General features: G+C 71.0%; 14 protein-coding genes. 8 read left to right on the top strand and 6 right to left on the bottom strand.

All coding sequences use genetic code 11. The annotated features are described in order from the left end of the window. The first annotated feature begins 137 nt into the window (after positions 1-137). From NM961_RS05255 to NM961_RS05280, 6 genes are all read left to right on the top strand, one after another. Positions 138-1,235: an AAA family ATPase gene (locus NM961_RS05255; RefSeq protein WP_255912334.1), complete on the top strand. Its 1,098-nt coding sequence runs from the start codon at positions 138-140 to the stop codon at positions 1,233-1,235. Continuing rightward, positions 1,232-1,651, top strand: coding sequence for a bpX5 domain-containing protein (locus NM961_RS05260; RefSeq protein ID WP_255912345.1), 420 nt, complete (start codon positions 1,232-1,234; stop codon positions 1,649-1,651). The genes NM961_RS05255 and NM961_RS05260 overlap by 4 nt, the downstream gene beginning before the upstream one ends. A gap of 1 nt (position 1,652) precedes the next feature. After that, a complete protein-coding gene (locus tag NM961_RS05265) occupies positions 1,653-3,461 on the top strand; it encodes a hypothetical protein (RefSeq protein ID WP_255912356.1) in 1,809 nt (602 codons plus the stop codon). After that, a complete protein-coding gene (locus NM961_RS05270) occupies positions 3,458-6,136 on the top strand; it encodes a bpX6 domain-containing protein (protein ID WP_255912358.1) in 2,679 nt (892 codons plus the stop codon). Before NM961_RS05265 ends, NM961_RS05270 begins: the two co-directional genes overlap by 4 nt. A gap of 115 nt (positions 6,137-6,251) precedes the next feature. Then, a complete protein-coding gene (locus NM961_RS05275) occupies positions 6,252-6,707 on the top strand; it encodes a hypothetical protein (RefSeq protein ID WP_255912360.1) in 456 nt (151 codons plus the stop codon). 34 nt (positions 6,708-6,741) lie between these two features. Then, positions 6,742-7,554 (top strand): carbohydrate binding domain-containing protein, encoded by an 813-nt coding sequence (locus NM961_RS05280; protein ID WP_255912362.1) that lies wholly within the window; start codon positions 6,742-6,744, stop codon positions 7,552-7,554. 111 nt (positions 7,555-7,665) lie between these two features. Here NM961_RS05280 and NM961_RS05285 read toward each other — a convergent pair whose 3' ends face one another. From NM961_RS05285 to NM961_RS05305, 5 genes are all read right to left on the bottom strand, one after another. Further along, positions 7,666-8,313, bottom strand: a complete 648-nt coding sequence (locus NM961_RS05285; RefSeq protein ID WP_255912364.1) for a LuxR C-terminal-related transcriptional regulator — start codon at positions 8,311-8,313, stop codon at positions 7,666-7,668. An 8-nt stretch (positions 8,314-8,321) separates the two neighbouring features. Next, positions 8,322-9,029, bottom strand: a complete 708-nt coding sequence (locus NM961_RS05290) for a sensor histidine kinase (protein ID WP_255912366.1) — start codon at positions 9,027-9,029, stop codon at positions 8,322-8,324. Beyond that, entirely contained in the window at positions 9,026-11,479 is a 2,454-nt protein-coding gene (locus tag NM961_RS05295) for a serine/threonine-protein kinase (protein ID WP_255912368.1), read from the bottom strand. Before NM961_RS05295 ends, NM961_RS05290 begins: the two co-directional genes overlap by 4 nt. Before the next feature lie 4 nt (positions 11,480-11,483). After that, on the bottom strand, positions 11,484-12,869 hold the full coding sequence (locus tag NM961_RS05300; RefSeq protein WP_255912370.1) for a sigma-54-dependent transcriptional regulator: 1,386 nt from the start codon (positions 12,867-12,869) through the stop codon (positions 11,484-11,486). A gap of 119 nt (positions 12,870-12,988) precedes the next feature. Further along, entirely contained in the window at positions 12,989-13,480 is a 492-nt protein-coding gene (locus NM961_RS05305) for a hypothetical protein (protein WP_255912373.1), read from the bottom strand. A gap of 237 nt (positions 13,481-13,717) precedes the next feature. Between NM961_RS05305 and NM961_RS05310 the strand changes: the two genes are divergently transcribed. Further along, positions 13,718-15,127 carry a hypothetical protein gene (locus NM961_RS05310; protein ID WP_255912375.1) on the top strand — a complete coding sequence of 470 codons (1,410 nt, stop codon included), beginning with the start codon at positions 13,718-13,720 and terminating at the stop codon, positions 15,125-15,127. Between the two features lie 353 nt (positions 15,128-15,480). Here the strand turns inward: NM961_RS05310 and NM961_RS05315 are convergent, their stop codons facing one another. Next, positions 15,481-17,160, bottom strand: a complete 1,680-nt coding sequence (locus NM961_RS05315) for an ArnT family glycosyltransferase (RefSeq protein WP_255912378.1) — start codon at positions 17,158-17,160, stop codon at positions 15,481-15,483. A 140-nt stretch (positions 17,161-17,300) separates the two neighbouring features. Between NM961_RS05315 and NM961_RS05320 the strand changes: the two genes are divergently transcribed. Then, a complete protein-coding gene (locus NM961_RS05320) occupies positions 17,301-18,077 on the top strand; it encodes a glycosyltransferase family 2 protein (RefSeq protein WP_255912380.1) in 777 nt (258 codons plus the stop codon). Positions 18,078-18,163: the final 86 nt, after the last annotated feature.

The following is an 18,163-nucleotide window of genomic DNA, read 5'->3' on the forward strand; positions in this document are numbered from 1 at the left end:
GGCGGCAGGTTGCCGTTTGCCGGGTTCGTCCGATCCTCCCTGCCGCGTTATCCCGGTTTACCTCGGCCCGCAGATTCCGCACCCAGGCCCCAGCTCGACGTCCGGCCCCGAATCCCCATTCCCGAATCCCCAATTCCATGCATCAATCCCCTGCCGCGCGCCTGCGCGAACTCACCCAGACCGCCAGCGCCGGCCTGGTCGGCCGCGAACCGCTGGCCGAGCTGATCGTGCTGGCCGCCGTCGCGCAGGAACACCTGCTGGTGATAGGCCCGCCGGGCACCGCCAAGAGCATCGTGGTACGCCGGGTGGCCCAGGCCCTGGGCGGGCGCTATTTCGAATACCTGCTGGGGCGCTTCACCGAGCCCAGCGAGCTGTTCGGCGCGGTCGACCTGCGCAAGCTGCGCGAGGGCACGGTGGAAACCGACACCAGCGGCATGCTGCCCGAGGCCGAAGTCGCCTTCCTGGACGAGGTCTTCCTTGGCTCCACCGCTATCCTCAACACCTTGCTCGGCATCCTCAACGAGCGCCGCTTCCGCCGCGGCCATACCCAGCAGAGCTGTCCGCTGCGGGTCTGCGTGGGTGCATCCAATGCCCTGCCCGAGGACGAATCCCTCGCCGCCTTCGCCGACCGCTTCCTGCTGCATGTCTTCATCGACGCCGTGCCCGACCACCAGCTCGAAGCCCTGCTCGCCGGCGGCTGGCAGGCCGAGCGCAGCAGCACCGGCCATGTCGCCGACATCGGCGATATCGACCAGCTCAGCCGGCGCGTGCTGGCCGCGGACCTGGACGGCGTGCGCGGCCTGCTTGCCGCCGCCGTGCGCCGCCTGCGCGCGGCGGGGCTGGCCCTGTCGGACCGGCGCATCGTCAAGGCGCAGCGCCTGATCGCCGCCGCCGCGGTGCTGGCCGGCCGCGATACAGCCGAGGCGGCCGACCTGTGGCCGCTGTTCTACGTGCTGCCCACGCGCGAAGCGCAGTCCGCGGCCCAGGACGTGCTGCGCGAGCACCTGGGCGCGGCGGCCAACCCGACCCTGCGGGCGGCGGTGGAAGCCGCTTCGCTGCAACCGCCGGCGCGCGCGGCACGGCTGATCGACGCCGCGCGGCAATGCCTGGCCGACGACACCGCCCACGGCGAAGCCGTGCTGCGCGAGATCGACGCGAATTTCTCCGCCGCCAGCCTGCCGCCGGAACTGGCCGCGCTGCGCCAGGAACTGGCCCGGCGCAGCGCGGACGCATGAACTGGCACTGGCAGGACGAAGCCGCGCCGCCCGAACCCGCCGGCGTGCTGGGCACCGGCGCGGCCGCACGCCGGCTGTGGCGGCGCGCCCAGGCCCGGCTGGAGTCCGGCCCGGACGGCGCCGGCTGGCAAGTGCTGGCCCATGGCGACTTGCTGCTGCTCTGCGGCGCCGCCGCCGGCCTGCCCTGGGTAGAAGGCGCCGTCTACTGCGCCCCGCGCAGCGAGGCTGCAGGCCTGTGGCTGGACACCGCGCGCCGCCCCGGCGCGCCGCTGGACCTGCTGCACAACGCGATCCAGCAGCGCCACGGCGTCGGTTCCTACCTGCTGCTGGCCGAACCGGCCCAGCTGGTCCCACTGGCGCGGCTGCGTCCGGCCAGCGCCGCAACCCTGGCCGCGATCGCGGCGCGCTGGCGCTGAAATGGAGCTGCCGCCGCCCCTGGCGCCCTGGCGCGCGCACCTGAGCGGGTTCGACCCCGCCGTCGCCGGCGTGCTGGTCGACCTGCTGCGCCGGCTGCAACCGCTGCTGGGGCCGGCCAACGCGCATCGGCGCCACGGCCAGCTCCACTACGACGGCGTGGACGGCCTGCAGCGCAACGGCAGCTATGACCGGCTGCTGCCCAGCGAATGGGTGCTGGCCGAGGTTGAACCGGAGGAATTCCTGCGCCGCGCCGCCGTCGGCGAACACCTGTTCCTGGCGCCGCGGCGGGTGCAGCCGCGCTCGCGCCCGCTGCTCGTGGCCGTGTTCGACAGCGGCCCGAACCAGCTCGGCGCGCCGCGCCTGGTCCATATCGCCCTGGCCCTGCTGCTGGCCCAGCGCGCCGCCGCCCTGGGCGCGCAATTCGTCTGGGCCTGCCTGCAGGAACGCGGCGAAGCGGCAGAACTGAGCCAGCCGGAACATCTGCAGCGCCTGCTGCGCAGCCGCAGCCTGCGGCCAGCCGACGCCGCGGACGCGGCCTACTGGAACAGTCGCCTGGCCGTCCCCGCCCCGGCCGAATGCTGGCTGATCGGCGCCGGCGCCGCGCCGGGACTGGCCCACAACCACGCGGTCGACGTGCAGCGCCGCCTGGACGGCCAGCTGGACGTAGAGGTACGCAGCGGCAACCGCCAGCGCGGACTGCTGCTGCAGCCGCCGCCGGACAAGGCCGCCGTGCGCCTGCTGCGCGGCGAATTCGCCGGCCTGGCCGCGCCGCCGGCCAGCACGGCGACGCAACTCAAGCAACGCCTGAGCCTGGCCCATGCGCCGCTGCTGGACTGGCGCGGCCAGCGCCTGGGCCTGGCCCTGCTCGACCGTACCACCCTGCTCTACGTGCGCCTGCAGCCCGGCGGGCGGGTATCGCGCACGCCGCTGCACTGGCGCCGCGGTGCCAGCCTGCTCGGCGCAGTGCTGGGCAACAGCAACCTGGGCGGCGTGCTGTTCGCCGGCGACGCTCTGCGCGGCTGGAACCTGCGCGAATTCAAGCGCTGGCCGCGGCCGCCGGCGCAGGAACTGGCCTGCGTGCCGGGCCAGGCCCACTGGCTGCGCGGCGTGCTGTTGGACGAGGGCGCGCCGCCGCTGTCGCTGTTGCTGCTGGACCACGGCGGCAACCTGGTGGAATGGGTCTGGGATCTGAAAGACCCGCCGCCGGCGGGTTACGAGTCACGCCACGGCATACGCCTGCAGCAGAACTGGCGCCGGGTGCTGGCCCTGCACCAGGCCAGTCCCCGGGATGTGCTGATCGCCCGGGTCGCCGGCGACAAGCTGGAGCTGGTCAGGATCTTCCAGAACCAGAAGCGCCTGTCCCTGCTCTCCCTGGCTACCGTGCCGGTGCCGGATACCGTCTTTCTCGCCGGCAAGGCGGCCGGCGCCGGCTGGCAGGGTTGCTGCGCCCATGCGGTTGCCACGGGCCGCGGCAACGCCACGATCCTGTGGCAGCTGCTGCATCTGGAGACGGACCGCAGCCAGCACACCAGCCTGCTGCCGCTGCCGGCGCAATGCCAGGCACTGGGCTTGGTGCGCGCGCCGGAAACGCCGCAGCAGTACGGCCTGCTGGTGCTGGACGAATCGCGCCGCCGCCTGCGCGTGTTCGCGCCCGCGCCGCAGGCGCTGTACCTGGCCGATGCGCCCATCGTGCATGCGACGGTTTCCGACGACGGCGAGCGCGTCGCCCTGCTGACCGAGCGGCGCGAAGTGCTGCTGCTGGAAGCGGCGACCCGGCGCGTGCTGCTGCACCTGGGCAGCGCGGCATGAACGCGCCGGTGCGCCAGCCGCTGTGGCAGGGCTGCCAGCCGGTAGCCGCGCTGTGGTTCGCCGCGGCGCTGCGCGATGAGTCCGCGCGCGAACGCTGCCTGCTGCGCGAATGGCAGCCCGGCGCGCGGGCACTGCGCTTCGACGAAGGCGACCTGCTCTGTTTCGCCGCGCCCGTCTGGCGCGACTGCAACCAGGGCCTGGGCCTGCCGCTGTGCCGCCACGACGGCGTGCTGTGCAGCGGCCCGCTGCAGGGCGGGGAAGGCGCCAGCCTGGGCGAAGGCGAGATCGGCCTGATCGGCGGCGCGCAGCTGCACACGCTGGCGCTGCAGCTGGGCCAGCCGCTGGACCTGAGCCGGCATCTGTCGCTGGCCGACTACGCCCTGCGCTTGCCCTTCGACCTCGACGAAACCGGCGCCGCCGCGCCGCTGACGGGGAAGAATCCGCGCGAAGTGCTGGGCGCCAAGGCACCGCCGGCCAGCGCGGCGGCGCGGCAGTTCCAGCAGCTGCTGCAGCGCCGTGCCGCGGAACGGAGGAAACAAGGCGGGATGCCGCAGCGCGGGCCTTTTGCACGCTGGCTGGACCGGCTGGCGGGAAAGAAACCGGCCTCGGCGTCCGCCACCGGCGATGGCAGCGGCAAGCCCGCCCCCGGCGGCATCGCGGCGCGGCGCCCGCCGGCCAGGCCGCAGCGCTGGCGCACCTGGCTCAGCCGCGCGATCGACCTGACCCGCACCGGCGCCCTGCTCGGCTGGCAGCAGGCCGCCTATCTGCGCAAGCTGCTGGGCCAGTTCGAGAACAACAATCTGGACGAAGCGCTGCGCAACGCACTGCCGCTGGGCGGTGGCGGCGAAAGTGCCGGCGAGGCTTTCGGCACGCCAGGCCGGCGCAGCAATCTGAGCCTGAGCAGCCAGCGCGACAGCGGCATAGCCATCAACCTGCCCGAAGCGATCCACCACCAGTTGCGCAAGCTCTATCGCCAGGCCTTTGAACGGCTGGACCGCGCCGGGCGCGTGGACGAAGCCTTGTTCGTGCTGGCCGAGTTGCTCGGCGCGCGCCAGGAAGCGCTGGACTACCTGGTCAAGCACCAGCGCGCGGCCGAGGCGGCCGAACTCGCCCTGGGCTGGGACATGCCCGCGCCCAGCATCGTGCGCCTGTTGCTGCTGGCCGGCGACACCGCGCGCGCGCTGCTGGTGGCGCGGCGCGACGACGCCTTCGCCGCAACCGTGGGCCTGCTCGAAGGCCAGCATCCGGAACTCGCCGCGCAGTTGCGCCTGGAATGGGGCCGCAGCCTGGTCGCCCGCGGCGACTGGCTGGCCGCGGTGGAAACCGTCTGGCCGCTGCCGTCGCAGCGCGAGCTGGCCACGCAGTGGCTGCTGGCGGCGGAAAAAGCCGGCGCCGAGCTGGGCGCCCGCGCCCTGGTGCAGCGCGCGGTGCTGCTGCCGGACTCGCTGCCGCAGCAGGCGCGGCGCCTGCGCGCATTGCACGATTCGGCCGCGCTGAGCAGCGAACGCGCCGCACTGGCCCAGGCCCTGCTGGCCGCACCGCAACGGACCACGGCACTGGGCCGGCTCAGCGCCCTGCTGCTGCCCGCCATCGCCGCCGACCGCGCTCTGGGCCGCAACACGCTCAGCGGCAAGGAACTCGACCGCCTCGCCCGGCACGCCGGCGATCCGCTGCTGCTGGCCGACCTGCCGCCCTGGCTGACGCCGGCGGCACAGGGCGAACCGCTACTGCGCGGCAATACCCTGCTGCAACTGGCCGCGCCGGCCGCCGGCCTGCACGGGGTCTGCGACATCGCCGCGCTGGGCCGGGACCGCTGGCTGGTGGCGCTGGGCGAGACCGGCGTGGCCGTCGTCGATGCCGGCGGCCGCAGCGTGCAGCGCTATGCCCTGCCGGCGCAGGACCTGGTCGTGGCCGACAGCGGCCTGGTTGCACTGGCGCTGGCGCGGCGCGAAGGCGTTATCCAGGTCAGCCGCATCGACCTGGTCGGCCAGCGCATCAGCGATCTGGGCAGCCTGCCGCTGGCGGATCCAGGGCTGGTGTTCAACCGGCGCTACGACGGCCTGTGCTGGAGCGTGGCCGGGTCGCGGCATATCCGCGTGCTGGATACGGCAGCGCCGGGTCTGGCAGTACTGTGGCAGGTGGAGACGCCCGGCTGCATCGTGCAGGCGCGCTACTGCGCCGCCGGCGAGGACTATCTGGTGAAGGCGCCGGACGGCTTCGAGCGCTGGGTCTACCGCGGCCGCGAGCGCCGCCTGGCGCGGCGCGAGGAAGTGGTGCTGGATTCCGCCCGCCCTGTGCTGCTGGAAGAAAACGGCACGCTGCAATTGCAGCTGGTCCATACCGCCGACGACAGCCACAAACTGCTGTTCAACCCGGCAGGCAGCGAGCAGCAGGAGGTGCTGGAGCTGGATCCGGCCGCCGCTGCACCCACCTGCCATCACTGCCTGGCCGTCGACGGCTGCGGCCTGCTGGCGGCGCTGCAATACGGCAGGAATCTGCGTTATCTGCTTTTCCACACGTACAGGAAGCAGCGCGTGCTGGAACTGGACTGGCCGGCGGAGTCGCCGGCGCAGGTCTTCGTGCGCGGCGACAGCCTGCTGTTCGCCGACGCCCGCGGCCGCGTCGTGCAGGTCCATCTGGACAGCAGCCGTACGCAGACCTTCGCGCTGATCTGAGCCGCGCCGCCCCTACCCCCTGAACGCGGGGTAGGTAAGCCCGTGACGGATTTTTACCATTGCCGGCGTACGGCCGCGGCATGTCCCGCGCGGCCTTCGCCACAGGGGAAAATCCATGCTTGTGCCCGTTGCACTGCCGCCGTCGCGGCCGGCGCGCGCCGCTGCGCGCCGGCTCTGGCGCGGACTGGCCCTGGTCCTGCTCGCCGCCGCCTCCGTGCTGATCGCGCTGGCCTGGCGCGGCAGCGCCGAAAACGGCGAGGGCCAGATCGGACCGGCGACGCGCTTTGACTATGTCGCCGTGTTCCCGCCCGGCGCCAGCCCGGGCCAGGTCGAGGACTGGCGCAGCCAGGTGCTGCGCGTGCACGAAAGCGCCTGTTTCCGCGGTTTTCCCTGCATCGCGCGCAGCCTGCGCGGCGCCGAACTGGGCCGCGCGCGGCAGTACGCCATCGGTTTTGACCTGATGCGCGAAATCAGTCCGAACGAACGCAGCGCCCTGCTCGCCGCGGCGCAGCAGCGCCTGCCCGGCCTGCGCCTGGTCGCCGCCAGCAGCCTGCAGCAGGCCGTCGAATAACCCCGTCCGCCACCCATCCGCCACTGGAGAAGTCATGCGCCACCGTTTCCGTCTGATCACCGCCGCCGTCCTGCTCTGCTGCGCCGGCGCCAGCCAGGCCGTTTTCACCAACGGCGGCTTCGAGCAGAACAACCTGACCGGCTGGACGCTGGGCGGCGGCAGCAATCCCGGCCTGTCCGGCAGCGCGCCCTTCACCGGCGCCAGCGTGCAGATCACGCCGGGGGCGCCGGGCCCGGCCAGCGTGGTCGGCGCCATGACCGATCCGCGCGCGCCCGGGATCGTGCTGCCGCGCGTGGGCAACTTCACCGGCAAGATCAACGACGAGGCCACCGGCGCCCTGCTCACCACGCTGAGCCAGACCGACACCATCACCGCCGCCGACGTCGATCCCGCCGACGGCCTGCCGCATGTGCGCTTCGCCTTTGCGCCGGTGCTGGACGATCCCGCTCACGCGCCGCAGGAGCAGCCGTATTTCTACGTAGTCGTGCGCAATGTCGCCGACAACAGCGTGCTGTTCGAGCAGTTCGCCTATTCCGGCCAGCCCGGCGTGACCTTCCAGCAGGGCACCGGCAGCTGGAAATACCTGCCGTTCCAGAACGTGGACGCAGTGCTGCCGGCCAGCGCGGTAGGCCAGCAGATCAGCCTGACCGTGATCGGCGCGGACTGCTCGCTCAGCGGCCATGCGGGTTATGTCTATGTCGACGGCTTCGGCTCCGGCCAGGTCGGCAACGGCGGCGGTGTCGCCGTCACCCAGCGCCCGGTGCCGGGCCTGGACCGCTACGGCATGACCCTGCTCGCGCTGCTGCTGGCCAGTGCGGGAATGCTGGCGTGGCGCCGTTCGGCCTGACCGGTGCCGCGCCGACCGAACCCGCGCTGGTCCAGGCCGGCGCGGGTTCCAAGTGGACTTCTGGATCCAAACCCGACCGGATCGTCACCGGCGTGAACAACGCCGGCGCGATCAGAAATTGTTCACAAGGCCGCGCCGCGTCGCTTCCAGCGCGGCCTCCGCGCGGGAGTTCACGCTGAGCTTGCGGTAGATGGCCTTGAGATAGCCGGCCACGGTGTGGCGCGACAGATCCAGCACGCCGGCCGATTCGGCCACGGTCAGGCCCTTGGCGATCAGGCGCAGCACGTCGGTCTCGCGCGCGGTCAGCGCCTCGGTTTCCTGCGCCGGCGCCGGCTCGGGCTGGAAATGGCGCAGCAGGCGCCGCGCGATCGACGGCGACAGCGGCGGCTGGCCGGCGGCGATGCCGCGCAGCATCTCGGCCAGGTGTTCCGGCGACTGGTCCTTGAGCACGTAGCCTTCGGCGCCGGCGCGCAGGGCCGGGAACAGGTGCGCGTCGTCATCGAACACGGTGGCGACGATGCACAAGGTAGGACCGGGCAGGCTGCGCAGCGCCTCGATCAGGCGCAGGCCGCTGCCGTCGGGCAGGCCCAGGTCGATCAGCGCCAGCGGCGGCGGCGGTTCCAGGCAGGCCAGGCCTTCGGCCAGGCTGGCCGCCTGCTGCACGGCGATGCCCGGAAACGCCAGTGCCAGCGCCCGTGCCAGCCAGTCGCGGCTGCCGGCGAGATCGTCTACCACCAAGGCCCGCTGTGGCGTATCCATGCGCCTTTTTATCCTGCGCCGGCCGGCAAGGGAAATACCAACACCACCTTGGTGCCGCCGGCGGTGCCTTCGGTCCAGCGTATGTCGCCGGCCAGCTCCTGCGCGCGCTGGCGCATGCCGCGCGTGCCGCGGCCGTCGCCGGGGCTGCGGTGGCCATCGTCGGTAAGTTCCAGCAGCAGCTCGCCGCCGCGCCGGGCCACGCGCACGCGCAAGCTGCCGGCCTCGGCATGGCGGATGGTGTTGCTGATCGCTTCGCGCACGATGCGGTGCAAGTGCAGCGACTGCTCGCTGCGCAGCGGCGGATCGGGCAGGTTGTCGGCCTCGTTCCAGTGCAGCGTGATTGACGCCGCGGCCAGGCGCTGGCGCGCCTCGTTGCGGATATCGGCGAGTACGTCGCTCAGGTTCCCCGGCGTGCCGCGCGAACGGCTCACCGTGTCGCGCAGATCCTGCAGCACCGCGCGCGCCTGGTCGGCCTGCTGCGGCGTGCTGGCGCCGTGGATCAGGCCCAGCAGCTTGGCGCCCAGATCATCGTGCAGATCGTGGTAGATGCGTTCGCGTTCCTGCGCGGCGGCCTGTTCGCCGATGACGCGCTCGCGCTCGGCACGTTCGGCCTGCAGCGCGGCGACCGCGGCGCGATGGGCGCGGCGCTCGCGCTGCCAGCACACGGCGAAACCCAGCAGCAGCACGCCCAGCAGGGCCAGCAGCAGCGGCATCATGGCGTGGCCGCCTTTTCCAGCGCCGCGGCGCGGGCGGCGTCGCCCTGATGGCGGTAGACCGCGGCCAGGCGCGTCGCCGCGGTGCGGCTGCGCTCGTGGCCGGGGCCGAACTTGGCGACCAGGCCCGCATGTGCGCCTTCGAGTACCTGGCGCGCCTCGTCCCAGCGTCCCAGCCGCGCCAGGCATTCGCCGCGGTTGCTGGCGAAGATGGCGAAATATGGATGGCCGGCGGGCAGGTTGGCCTGCATCCATTTATCCAATGCGTCGAATTCCAGCAGCGCGTCGGCCGGACGCTGCTGTTTCAGCAGCAGCATGGCGAGGTTGTTGCGCGGGCCTATGGCCTCGGCGTTGGCCGGGCCGCCGTCGCGGCTCTGCGCGGCGATCACCTTGCGCAGTTCCGCCTCGGCCTCGGCCAGGCGGCCCTGGTCCTCCAGCGCATAGGCCAGCACATTGCGCGCGAGCAGGTTGTTGGGCGCATCGTCCTCGCCGCGCAGGCGGCGCGCCGCGATCACGTCGCGGATCAGCGCGATGCCCGCGTCGGCCTGGCCGCGCCGCACCAGGAACGAGGCCAGCGCCTGTTGTGCGTTTAAGGTGGCCGGATGGGCCGCGCCGAGCACGCGCGCACGCACCTCGATCACGCCGCGGAATTCGGCCTCGGCCGCGGCGTTGTCCTCCTTCAGTTCGTACAGGGCGCCCAGCAGGCTGCGCAGGTTCAGTGTCTGAGGATGATCCGGGCCGAAGCGCTGCAGATGCGCCGCGAGCGTGCCGCGGGCCAGCGCGATGGCCTCGTCATAGCGCCCGGCCAGGCGCAGCACCGAGCCCAGGTTCTGCGCCGTGGCCAAGCTCAGCGCGTGCTGCTCGCCCAGTTCGCGGCGCATGTCCTCCAGCAGCGGGCGCAGTTTTTCCTCCGCGGCGGCGGATTTGCCCTGGGCACCCAGGCCCTCGGCTTCGGCCAGGCGGGCGTCGAGCTGGGTCTCGGCCTCGATCTGGCCGGCCGGCCGCGCGATCAGCGGCGCGAGCACAGCCTCGGCCGCGGCGTATTTCTTCTGCGCGTACAGCGCCCGCGCCTGGCCGACCAGCAGCTGGTCGCGCAGCGCCGGCGGCGCGGCGGCGTCGAGCTGGGCCAGCGCCTGTGCGTACAGCGCCTCGGCGCGGGCGCCTTCGCCGAGCTTGTTGAAACTGCCGGCGAGCGTGAGGTTGACGCGCGCGGCGACCAGCGGCGGCAGGGCGGCCTGGGCCAGCTCGGCCTGGGCCGCGTCGAGCACGCTGCGCACGGTGAGATCGCCGCCCTGGCTGCGCTCCGGATCGGCCGAGACCAGCATGCGTTGGAGGAAGCCGTTGACCGCGCCGGCCTCGGCCGCGCGTGCCTCGGCCTCGCGCCGCGCCGCCGCCTCGGACCAGGCCAGGCGCAGCGAGACTACGCTGGCGACGACCAGAGCCAGCACGCTCAGCGCCGCCGCCGCACTGGCCAGGCGGTGCCGGCGCACGAAGCGGGCGATGAGGTAGCCGACCGTCGGCGGCCGCGCCTCGACCGGGCGGTGCTCGCGCACGCGCTGCAGGTCGGCGGCGAATTCGGCGGCCGAGGCATAGCGCCGCTCCGGCTCGGCCGCCAGGGCCTTCATCACCACGGTCTCCAGATCGCCGCGCGCGGCCGCGGCGACCTTGCCCAGCGGCGGCGGCGACTGGTGCCGCACGATGTCGATGGCCTCGAACAGTGTAGAGGCGGACAACTGCGGATGCGGCAGCCGTCCGCTGAGCAGTTCGTAGGCGATGCAGCCCAGCGCATAGACGTCGCTGCGCGCATCCACCGCGGCGCTGTTGCCGGACAGCTGCTCCGGACTCATGTACGGCACGGTGCCCAGCACCTGGCCGAGCTGGGTCATGTCGCGCGCAAGCCCGTCGGCGAGGCGGGCGATGCCGAAATCCAGCACCTTGGGCTGGCCGTCGGCATCGACCAGGATGTTGCCGGGCTTGAGGTCGCGATGGATCACGCCGCGGCCGTGGGCGTACTGCACTGCGCGGCAAATCGCGATCAGCCGGACCAGGCGCGCATCCAGGTCCAGGCCGCGTTCGTGCGCATCGCTGATCAGGTCGCGGCCGCGCACGTATTCCAGCGCCAGCCAGGGCGGCCCGGTGCTTTCCGCGGCGGCATCGCTGGCGGCGTAGAGGCGGGCTATGCCCGGATGTTCCAGCTGCGCCAGCAGTTCCACCTCGCGCCGGAAGCGCGCCAGCGCGCTGCGTCCCAGCGCGTGCATGACCTTGAGCGCGACTTCGCGCGGCGGCTGGCTTTCGCGGGCGCGGTAGACCCGGCCCATGGCGCCTTCGCCGAGCAGGCCGAGGATCTGGTACGGCCCGATCTGCGCCGGCAGTTCCGCATCCGCCGCAGCGGACGGGCCGGCGTCGGCCAGTGTGGTCAGATGGCGGGGGTCTTGCGGATCGGACGGCTGCATCGCCTCAGTCTTCCCGCGCCCCGGCCTTCACATCCACGCCCAGGTCGCGCAGCTTGCGGTAGAGATGGGTGCGCTCCATGCCGACCAGCTTGGCCAGCTTGCCCACGCTGCCGCCGGTCTCCTGCAGCTGGCGCAGCAGGTAGACGCGCTCGAACTGCTCGCGCGCCTCGCGCAGCGGCAGGCCGTAGTCGATGTCGAAGCCATCGCCGCGCAGCGGCTGGCGCGGCGGCGGTGCGCCGCCGCCCAGGGCCTGCTCGACCTCGTTGAGTTCCACTTCCGGCGCCGCGCCCAGGATCAGCAGGCGCTGCACCAGATTGCGCAGCTCGCGCAGGTTGCCCGGCCAGGGGTAGTTGCGCAGGCGGTTCTGCACCGCCACCGGGAAAATGCGATAAGGCAACTTGTCGCGATTGGAGAAAAAGTCGGCGTAGTACTGCAGCAGCTCGGGCACGTCCTCGATGCGCTCGCGCAGCGCGGGCACCGCCAGCGGCACGACCTTGAGCTGGTAGTACAGCTCCTCGCGGAAGCGGCCGGCCGCGACCAGCGCGTCCAGGTCCTGCGCCGAGGCGGCGATCACGCGCACATCCAGGCCCACCGGCTCGCGCCCGCCGCAGCGGATCAGCGCACGCCGCTCCAGGGTCGAGGACAGGCGCAGCTGCAGTTCCGGATCCAGCTCCGCCACCTCGTCCAGATACAGGCTGCCGCCGTTGGCCTGTTCCAGCAGGCCCAGCTGCACCGCGCCGCTTTCCTCCGAACCGAACAGGGTCTGCGCAGCGTGGTCGCGGGCGATGGAACCCGGCGCGACGGTGACGAAGGGGCCGCCGCGGCGCGCGCTTTTCTCGTGCAGCCAGCGCGCCAGCGATTCCTTGCCGCTGCCGGCCTCGCCGCTGAGCAGCAGCCAAGTGTCGTGGCCGGCCAGGCGTTCCAGCTGGGCGCGCAGCGCCTGCATCGCGCGCGAGGATCCAATCGGCTCCAGCGGCACCGGCAGCTGGCGCTTGAGGCCCTCGTTCTCGCGCTTGAGCCGGCTGGCTTCCAGCGCGCGCTCCACCGTCAGCAGCAGCTTGGCCAGGGACAGCGGTTTCTCTACGAAATCGTAGGCGCCCAGGCGGGTGGCCTCGACCGCGGTTTCCACCGTGCCGTGGCCGGAAATCATGATGACCGGGCAGCTCAGGCCGCCGCGCTCGGACCATTCGCGCAGCAGGCTGATGCCGTCGGTATCGGGCATCCAGATATCCAGCAGGATGGCGTCCGGACGGATCTGCCGGCGCAGCTCCCGCGCCGCCGCGGCGTTCTCGGCCACGCTGACCTGATAGCCCTCGTCCTGCAGGATGTCCTGCACCAGACTGCGGATATCCGGCTCGTCGTCGACGACCAGGATGTGACCGGATGCCATGTTCGCTCCCCTGTTGCGAAAATGCGACGGCGCAGCATACTCCAACTGGGTGTTCATTCCGCTAGGTGTCTGATCGAGCCCGCGCAGCACCTGTGCCATTGCGCGTGCGCGGTGTGCTGCTACATTGCGGAGCCTGCGACAGGGCCGCTGCCGCGGCCGACCTGCCGCAGGACCAGCGCGACGAAACAGGCCCAGCCGGCGACGAAAATCCAGCTCAAATCCAGGTGAAAGAGCAGCTCGCAGCTGCTGCCCTGCTGCATTGCGCAGATGACCATGTCCGCGCCGCACAATACGGCGATCGTGGTGGTTGCAAGTGCCAGGATCGGGGCGAAGCAACGGAAGCGCGACCACAGGCCCAGGGCCGACACGATCATCGCCGTGAGCAGCAACGCGCCGAACACAGTCCATGCCATCTCCGATCCGGTCAGCGGACCGTAGGTCGGGCCATCGAGGACGAGATGAGCGGGCGGTGGCGATGGCGGGTAGTAGCTCTGATACGTGCTTATGGTTAGGCCGAACAGGAGCAAAGCCGGCAACGCCACGCTGACCAGCGTGATCAACCCCAGGGCGCTGCGTAGGCCGAGGCCGCTGCGCCGCACCTGCATGTCCATGGCTCCCCCGTGCCATCACCGCGAATGGCTACGACTGTAACCGCAGGGCCCGGCATCACGACAGCGGCCGACCGGCAAAGCAGCGGCGGGCAACCGGCGCTGCCCTCGATAGGCGGCATCGATGGAATTCATCGACAGCAGCAATTGGCATACATCTGCACACAGGACCATGCTCAACCAGGCCGCGGTGACGCGGCTTCAGGGGACTTCCGCTTTTCACCACTCGGGAGCACCACCATGAACAGGTCCGCGCAATTCCACCGGATAGCCAGTCTGACCCTGTTTTTAGCCCTGGGCAGCAGCGCCCAGGCGCAATCCACCGAAGATGCCAGGCCCGCGAGCAGGCCCAGCAGCTACATGCCCGTGGTCGAGGAAGATTTCGCCACCGTCATGAACCGCATGCGTGCGCAGAAGCCGGGTATACAGCAGCGCCACGCCAACCTGCTGCGCGAACGCTACGACCTCGCCGACCGTCCCGCCGCCGGCGTGACCATGAGCCGCGGCAAGCCGGTGCAGGAAGGCGTGCGCGTGAAGCTCAGGAACGGCAGCAGCTGGGACAGCCTGGCCGCGCTGAGTCCAGAGGAAATCAAGAACCGCAACCTCTGGCCGGAAGGCTTTTTCCCGCTGCCGCATCCCAACCAGGCCGAAGGCGGCATGCTGTTCCCGCAGTTCCAGATCAACGAGGTCAAGCAGCAGACCCTGCGCGATCTGACACGCTTCGATCTGGACTTCGATTTTCCCGATCACCTGCTGCCCGAGTTCCCCGCGCCGATCTACCTGACCACGCGGCCGGATCTGGGCGACGTGTCGCGCGGCAAGCTGGTCACCTCGGACAATTTCTATGAACTGTTCAACGGCATCCTCAACCCCAAGCAGCTCGAAGGCCTGCGCCTGCTGGTGGTGCCGTTCCCGCAGCAGCAGTTCAACCTCACGGCGGACCGCCGCTCGGCCAAGGCCAGCTTCGGCGTCGCCTGTTTCGACTGCCATGCCAACGGCCATACCAACGCCGCCACCCATCTCGTCGGCGACATAAGGCCGCAGGAGCACCGCCACCGCATAGACACACCCAGCCTGCGCGGGGTGAACGTGCAGCGCCTGTTCGGCTCGCAGCGCGCGCTCAAGACCGTCGAGGATTTCACCGAATTCGAGCAGCGCGCCGCCTATTTCGACGGCGATCCGGTGATCGCGACCAAGAAAGGCGTGAACATCCTCGAACGCGGCAGCCAGGTGCATTTCATGGCCGAATTCCAGGCCCTGCTCGACTTCCCGCCCGCGCCCAAGCTCGCGGTCGACGGAAAACTCGACCCGAAGAAAGCCAGCGAAGCCGAGCTGCGCGGACAGGAGGTATTTTTCGGCAAAGGCAAATGTTCCACCTGCCACACGCCGCCGTACTACACCGACAACCTGATGCACAACCTGCAAGTGGAACGCTTCTTCAAGGAGAAGACCATCAACGGCCGCCTCGCCAGCGCCGACGGCCCGATCAAGACCTTCCCGCTGCGCGGCATCAAGGATTCACCGCCCTACCTGCACGACGACCGGCTGCTGACGCTGGATGACACCGTGGAGTTCTTCAACCTGGTGCTGGAGACCAGGCTCAGCGGGGAAGAGAAGAAGGATCTGGTGAGTTTTCTGCGGGCGTTGTAATTCGGGGATTCGAGGATTCGGGGTTGGTCTTGGCTCGTTGGCGGCGCGGGTGCGCCGCATGAAGCAAAAGCCCTCTCCCCAAGCGCGTTTACGCGCTTGGGGAGAGGGTTGGGCGAGGGGCGACGCTTCCGTCGCGAGGGACTCCGGGTTTCGCCGGCGCTTCGCGTGTTGAAGGTTTTGGCGAAAATCCAACGGGCGAGGCGCGTTGATCGTTGCCCCCAGCCCTCTCCCCAAACGCTGCTGGGGAGAGGGAGCTTCCGCTTCTTCTCGAAGAAATCCGGCAAATTTCACGTGCCAGAAACCTCGGATTCCGCCGCGCACTCCCTGCGAATCCCGAATCCTGAGATCCCAGCTCAATCCCCATCCCTCTCCACCGGCTCCCCATACCGCCAGTAATCCGGCGGATACAAGGCCGTCCGCTGCGCCGGCTCCGCCGGCGTCTGGCCGGCCTCGACGGCGGCCACGGTGGTCGCGTCCCATACTTCCAGCCAGCGCGAGCGGAACGGCTGGATCAGCAGGGCGAAGCGCCGGGCGCGCGGGTCCAGCCTGGCCGGATAGCGCACCACTACGCCATCGGGATGGGCCTTGGCCCAGGCGCCGATGTCGTCGTTGCGGATTTCCGCGATGCTGCCGCTGAGCCGCGCGTGGTAGTGGAACTGGCCTTCGTAGGCGCCGACATTGGCGATGGGCCGGCCCGCCGCCTGCAGGCGCTGCAGCAGGTCGGCAGTCGGGGTCAGGTCGTAGTTGTGGAACAGGGCCTGGGCGAACAGCGAATGCGCCAGCGCGACGCCGAGCAGGCTGGCACCGGCGATGCGGTGCAGTTCCTTTTCGCCTTCGCCGGGCAACAGCAGCAACAGGCCCAGGGCGACGAAGCCGACCGCGAACCAGGGACTCAACGCGGCCGCGTCGTGCAGCCAGTGCGAATGCATGCGGCCGCTGGCTTGCCACACCGGCAGCAGGAACAGGACCGCGGCGAAGGCCAGCGCGGCCAGGGCCAGCGGCCAGGCTCCCCAGCGCCAGCCCTTGCCGCTGCCGGCGGCCTGCTGCCGCGCGATCAGGCAGGCCAGGGCCATGGCGGCACCGGGCAACAGGGGCAGCAGGTAGTACACCTGCTTGCCGGAAATCAGGGAGAAAACGGCGAAGGTCGGCACCAGCCAGGCAATCAGGAAGCGCTCGCCGTCGCCCAGCGGGCGGCGCAGGGTGAAACCCGCATGCCACAGGCGCAGCCAGCCTATCCACGGGAACAGCAGCACGCCGAGCATGGGCAGGTACCACAGCAGCGGACGCGCATGGTCGAAGCTGTCGACCACGCGGCCGGCGGTCTGCATGAACAGCAGTTCGTGGCGGTATTCCTCGCCGCCGACGATCGCCGCCGGGATCACCCACGCCAGCAATATGGCCAGGCCGCCAAGCACGGCCAGCAGGCCGCGGCGGTACCAGCCGGCACGGTCGGCGCGGGCGTATTCGCTCCACCAGGGGCCCAGCAGCAGCGGAAAGGCCACGTGCAGCAGCATCACCGGGCCCTTGGTCATCAGGCCCGCGCCCACGGCCACGGCGAACCAGCCCCAGCGCGGCCGTCCCGCCAGCGCGGCCAGGGCCAGCGCGACCCACAGCGCCAGCAGTACCTCGTACATGATCTGCAGGCCGAACAGGAAGGAATACGCCAGCGCGATCAGGAACCACGGCGTGAACCGCGCCACCGCCGGGCGCAGCGCATAGACGCGGCGCGCCAGCGCCGTCGCGGCGAGCAGCCAGGCCGCGCCGATCAGCACCTGCAGCACGCGCGGCCAGACATCGTTGACGCCGGCCACCGCCCAGCCGGCGTGGATCAGCCAGAACAGCAGCGGCACCTTGTGGCTGTAGGCATGGCCGTTGATGTGGGGAACCAGGAAACCGTGCTGATTCCACATTTCCCAGGCCACGCCCAGGGTACGGGTGGAATACAGCGGCAGCGGGCCATGCTGGAAAATCGCAAACAGGGCGACGGCGAACCAAAGCAACAACCAGGCCGGCGGAACCAGGTTCGGACGCATCGTTGGCGGCATGTGCAAGCGGCTGGGAGAAATTCGCCGCATTCTAGCAGCGCCCTCCATGACCGTCCGTTAGGCGCGCCTGAGATTCCCCGCACCGACAGGTTTGGGCCGGCGCCGCGCGGCTGCTACTCTCGCCCGCCATGTCCGATCTCGCCCGCCCCGGCCTCACGGCCTGCATCATCACCTTCAACGAAGCCGACCGCATCGAGGCCTGCCTGGCTTCGCTGGATTTCTGCGACGAGATTGTCGTGGTGGATTCCGGCTCCAGCGACGGCACGGCCGAACGCGCCGCGGCGCTGGGCGCGCGCGTACTCACGCGCGCCTTCGACGGCTACCGCCGGCAGAAGGATTTCGCCGTGCAGCAGGCCGCCCACGACTGGGTGCTGTGCCTGGACGCGGACGAGCGCGTGACACCGGAACTGCGCGCCGCGATCCTGGCCGCGCGCGCCGCGGGCTTTGCCGCCGCCGGCTACCGCTTCGCCCGCTGCACCGAATATTTCGGCGCCTTCCTGCGCCACGGCAACGCCTATCCCGACCGCGTGCTGCGCCTGTTCGACCGCCGCCGCGGCGGCTGGCGCGGCGAGCGCGAGATCCATGAACACGTCAGCGTGGACGGCCCGGTCGAACGCCTGGCCGGCGATCTGGAACACCGCGCCTACCGTTCCCTGGCCGACCAGCTGCGCCGGCTGGAACGCTACGCCCAGCTCATGGCCGAACACGACCAGGCGCGCGGCCGGCGCGCGCGGCTGCTCAACCTTGTCGTGAATCCGGGCTGGCGCTTCGTGCGCGGCTTCGTGCTGCGCGCGGGCTTTCTCGACGGCTGGCGCGGGCTGATCTACGCCTGGGTCGAGGCCAACTACGTGCGCCAGAAATTCATCAAGCTGTGGCTGCTCAACCGCGGCCAGCGCATCGCCTGAGCGCGATTTCCCCGGCCGCGCCGCGCGGCCAATCCGGCGTGCAGTCCGGACGCGCGCCCCACTCGCGCCGCCCGGCGCGCACGAGC

The sequence above is a fragment of the Tahibacter harae genome (genome assembly GCF_024437735.1).
GTDB classification, from domain to species: Bacteria; Pseudomonadota; Gammaproteobacteria; order Xanthomonadales; family Rhodanobacteraceae; genus Tahibacter; species Tahibacter harae.

Bases quoted from the DNA above. Each gene is read 5' to 3' on its own strand.
- NM961_RS05255 (WP_255912334.1), top strand. From the start codon at position 138: ATGCATCAATCCCCTGCCGCGCGCCTGCGCGAACTCACCCAGACCGCC.
- NM961_RS05260 (WP_255912345.1), top strand. From the start codon at position 1,232: ATGAACTGGCACTGGCAGGACGAAGCCGCGCCGCCCGAACCCGCCGGC.
- NM961_RS05265 (WP_255912356.1), top strand. From the start codon at position 1,653: ATGGAGCTGCCGCCGCCCCTGGCGCCCTGGCGCGCGCACCTGAGCGGG.
- NM961_RS05270 (WP_255912358.1), top strand. From the start codon at position 3,458: ATGAACGCGCCGGTGCGCCAGCCGCTGTGGCAGGGCTGCCAGCCGGTA.
- NM961_RS05275 (WP_255912360.1), top strand. From the start codon at position 6,252: ATGCTTGTGCCCGTTGCACTGCCGCCGTCGCGGCCGGCGCGCGCCGCT.
- NM961_RS05280 (WP_255912362.1), top strand. From the start codon at position 6,742: ATGCGCCACCGTTTCCGTCTGATCACCGCCGCCGTCCTGCTCTGCTGC.
- NM961_RS05285 (WP_255912364.1), bottom strand. From the start codon at position 8,313: ATGGATACGCCACAGCGGGCCTTGGTGGTAGACGATCTCGCCGGCAGC.
- NM961_RS05290 (WP_255912366.1), bottom strand. From the start codon at position 9,029: ATGATGCCGCTGCTGCTGGCCCTGCTGGGCGTGCTGCTGCTGGGTTTC.
- NM961_RS05295 (WP_255912368.1), bottom strand. From the start codon at position 11,479: ATGCAGCCGTCCGATCCGCAAGACCCCCGCCATCTGACCACACTGGCC.
- NM961_RS05300 (WP_255912370.1), bottom strand. From the start codon at position 12,869: ATGGCATCCGGTCACATCCTGGTCGTCGACGACGAGCCGGATATCCGC.
- NM961_RS05305 (WP_255912373.1), bottom strand. From the start codon at position 13,480: ATGGACATGCAGGTGCGGCGCAGCGGCCTCGGCCTACGCAGCGCCCTG.
- NM961_RS05310 (WP_255912375.1), top strand. From the start codon at position 13,718: ATGAACAGGTCCGCGCAATTCCACCGGATAGCCAGTCTGACCCTGTTT.
- NM961_RS05315 (WP_255912378.1), bottom strand. From the start codon at position 17,160: ATGCGTCCGAACCTGGTTCCGCCGGCCTGGTTGTTGCTTTGGTTCGCC.
- NM961_RS05320 (WP_255912380.1), top strand. From the start codon at position 17,301: ATGTCCGATCTCGCCCGCCCCGGCCTCACGGCCTGCATCATCACCTTC.